Origin of the sequence: Paraburkholderia sp. Ac-20336 (genome assembly GCF_017105025.1) — a bacterium.
Lineage (GTDB): Bacteria > Pseudomonadota > Gammaproteobacteria > Burkholderiales > Burkholderiaceae > Paraburkholderia.
Map to the genome: position 1 here is coordinate 1 of NZ_JAAGPS010000261.1, position 2,886 is coordinate 2,886.

Genomic DNA, 2,886 nt, shown 5'->3' on the forward strand with positions numbered 1-2,886 from the left:
CTGATTGACGAGCTTGACCGGGTCGATCGTCTTGATCGGCGTGTGGCACGGGTCGTGGTACATGTAGCGCACGCCGTTCACGCCATCGAGCCTGATGCCCTTCTCCAGCAGAAACTCGTGGATGTCGATGATCCGGCAGCCCGGGAAAATCTTGTCGAATTCATAACCGGCGAGCTGGTCGTAGCACGTGCCGCACGACACCACCACCGTCTTGATGTCGAGGTAGTTCAGCGTATTGGCGACGCGGTGGAACAGCACGCGGTTGTCGGTGACGATCTGCTCGGCCTTGTCGAACTGGCCCGAGCCGCGCTGCGGATAGCCGCAGCACAGGTAGCCCGGCGGCAGCACCGTTTGCACGCCCGCTTCCCACAGCATCGCCTGGGTGGCGAGACCGACCTGCGAGAACAGGCGCTCCGAGCCGCAGCCCGGGAAGTAGAACACCGCTTCCGTGTCGGCGGTGGTCGTCTGCGGATTGCGGATGATCGGGACGATCTTGTTGTCCTCGATGTCGAGCAAGGCGCGCGCGGTCTTCTTCGGCAGGTTGCCCGGCATCTTCTTGTTCATGAAGTGGATCACCTGCTGCGTGACCACCGGCTTGCCGACCGTGGCCGGCGGATGCGCGGTCTGCTTCTTCGTGAACTTCTTCAGCACCTCGTTGCCGAGGCGCTGTGCCTTGTAGCCGACGCCCATCATCGCGGTGCGCGCGAGGTTGATGGTCTGCGGATTGGTCGCGTTCAGGAAGAACATGCCCGCCGCGTTGCCCGCGTTGAACTTCTTCTTGCCCATCTTGCGCAGCAGGTTGCGCATGTTCATCGTCACGTCGCCGAAGTCGATCTTCACCGGGCACGGCGTCACGCATTTGTGGCAGACGGTGCAGTGATCGGCGACGTCGTTGAACTCGTCCCAGTGCTTGATCGACACGCCGCGGCGCGTCTGCTCCTCGTACAGGAACGCCTCGACCAGCAGCGACGTGGCGAGAATCTTGTTGCGCGGGCTGTACAGCAGGTTCGCGCGCGGCACGTGCGTGGCGCACACCGGCTTGCACTTGCCGCAGCGCAGGCAGTCCTTGATCGACTCGGAAATCGCACCGATATCGGACTGCTGCATGATGAGCGACTCGTAGCCCATCAGGCCGAAGCTCGGCGTGTAGGCATTGCGCAGGTCGGCGCCTTCGAGCAGCTTGCCCGCGTTGAAGCGGCCGTGCGGATCGACGCGCTGCTTGTACTTGCGGAATTCGCCGATCTCGTCGTCGGTCAGGAATTCGAGCTTCGTGATGCCGATGCCGTGCTCGCCCGAGATCACGCCGTCGAGCGAACGCGCGAGCGTCATGATGCGCGCGACCGCCGCATGCGCGTCCTGCAGCATCTCGTAGTTGTCGGAGTTGACCGGCAGGTTCGTATGCACGTTGCCGTCGCCCGCGTGCATGTGCAGCGCGACGAACACGCGGCCACGCAGCACCCGCTTGTGGATCGTCTGGGCTTCCTCGAGGATCGGCTTGAACTCGCCGCCATTGAAAATCTGCCGCAATTCGGCGCGGATTTCCTGCTTCCACGACACGCGGATCGTGCGGTCCTGCGCGAGATGGAACACCGTCGCGTCGGGCTGCGCGTCGACGCGGTCGGCGAACTTCCCGGCGAGCGCTTCGTAGCCGAGACCGACCAGATAGTGCTGCGCCTCGCGCAGCGACAGATCGAGCCTGTCGCGCAGGAATTCCCAGCGCGTGCGCACGCGCACGAGCAGATCGAGCGCCTGCTGCACGCGGTCTTCGAGCAGCTCGGCGCTCGGAATTTCGTTGGCGTCGTCGCTCTTGCCGAGCGGCAGCTTGCCGGCCTTGAAGAACGCTTCGAGCGCGTCGACCAGTTGCAGCTTGTTCCTGATCGACAGCTCGATATTGATGCGCTCGATGCCGTCCGTGTACTCGCCCATGCGGTCGAGCGGAATCACCACGTCTTCGTTGATCTTGAACGCGTTCGTGTGCTTCGCGATCGCGGCGGTGCGGCTACGGTCGAGCCAGAAGCGCTTGCGTGCCTCGGCGCTCACGGCGACGAAACCTTCGCCGCTCTTGCCGTTAGCCATGCGCACGACTTCCGAGGTCGCCTGCGCGACCGCGTCCGCATCGTTACCGACGATATCGCCGATCAGCACCATCTTCGGAAACGCGTTGCGCTTGCTCTTGGTCGCATAGCCGACCGCGCGCAGATAGCGTTCGTCGAGATGCTCGAGGCCCGCGAGAATCGCGCCGCCCTGGCGCGACGTCTCGAACATGTAGTCCTTGATTTCGACGATGCTCGGAATCGCCTCGCGCGCCTGGCCGAAAAATTCCAGACACACCGTGCGCGTATGCGCGGGCATCTTGTGCAGCACCCAGCGCGCGGACGTGATGAGCCCGTCGCAGCCTTCCTTCTGGATGCCGGGCAGGCCGGCGAGGAATTTGTCGGTGACGTCCTTGCCGAGGCCTTCCTTGCGGAACACGCGGCCCCTGATGTCGAGCGCTTCGGTGCGCAACAGCTTCTCGCCCGGCGCGTAGTTGCCGTCGAACCACTTCAGCTCGAAACGCGCGACTTCGACGTCGTGAATCTTGCCGAGGTTGTGTTCGAGACGCGTGACTTCGAGCCAGTTGCCGTCCGGGTCGACCATGCGCCACCAGGCGAGGTTGTCGAGCGCCGTGCCCCACAGCACCGCCTTCTTGCCGCCCGCGTTCATCGCGATGTTGCCGCCGATGCAGGATGCGTCGAGCGAGGTCGGATCGACCGCGAACACGAAGCCGGCGTGCTCGGCCGCCTCGGTCACGCGGCGCGTGACGACGCCCGCGCCCGAGAAGATCGTCGCGACCTTGCGATCGACGCCGGGCAGGTCGGTCATCTCGACCGGGCCGAGCTGTTCGAG

General features: G+C 64.4%; 1 protein-coding gene. It reads right to left on the reverse strand.

All coding sequences use genetic code 11. The features are described 5' to 3' along the window. The coding region (locus tag GXB81_RS30775) for an FAD-binding oxidoreductase (protein ID WP_205991185.1) at positions 1-2,886 on the reverse strand (2,886 nt) is incomplete at both ends.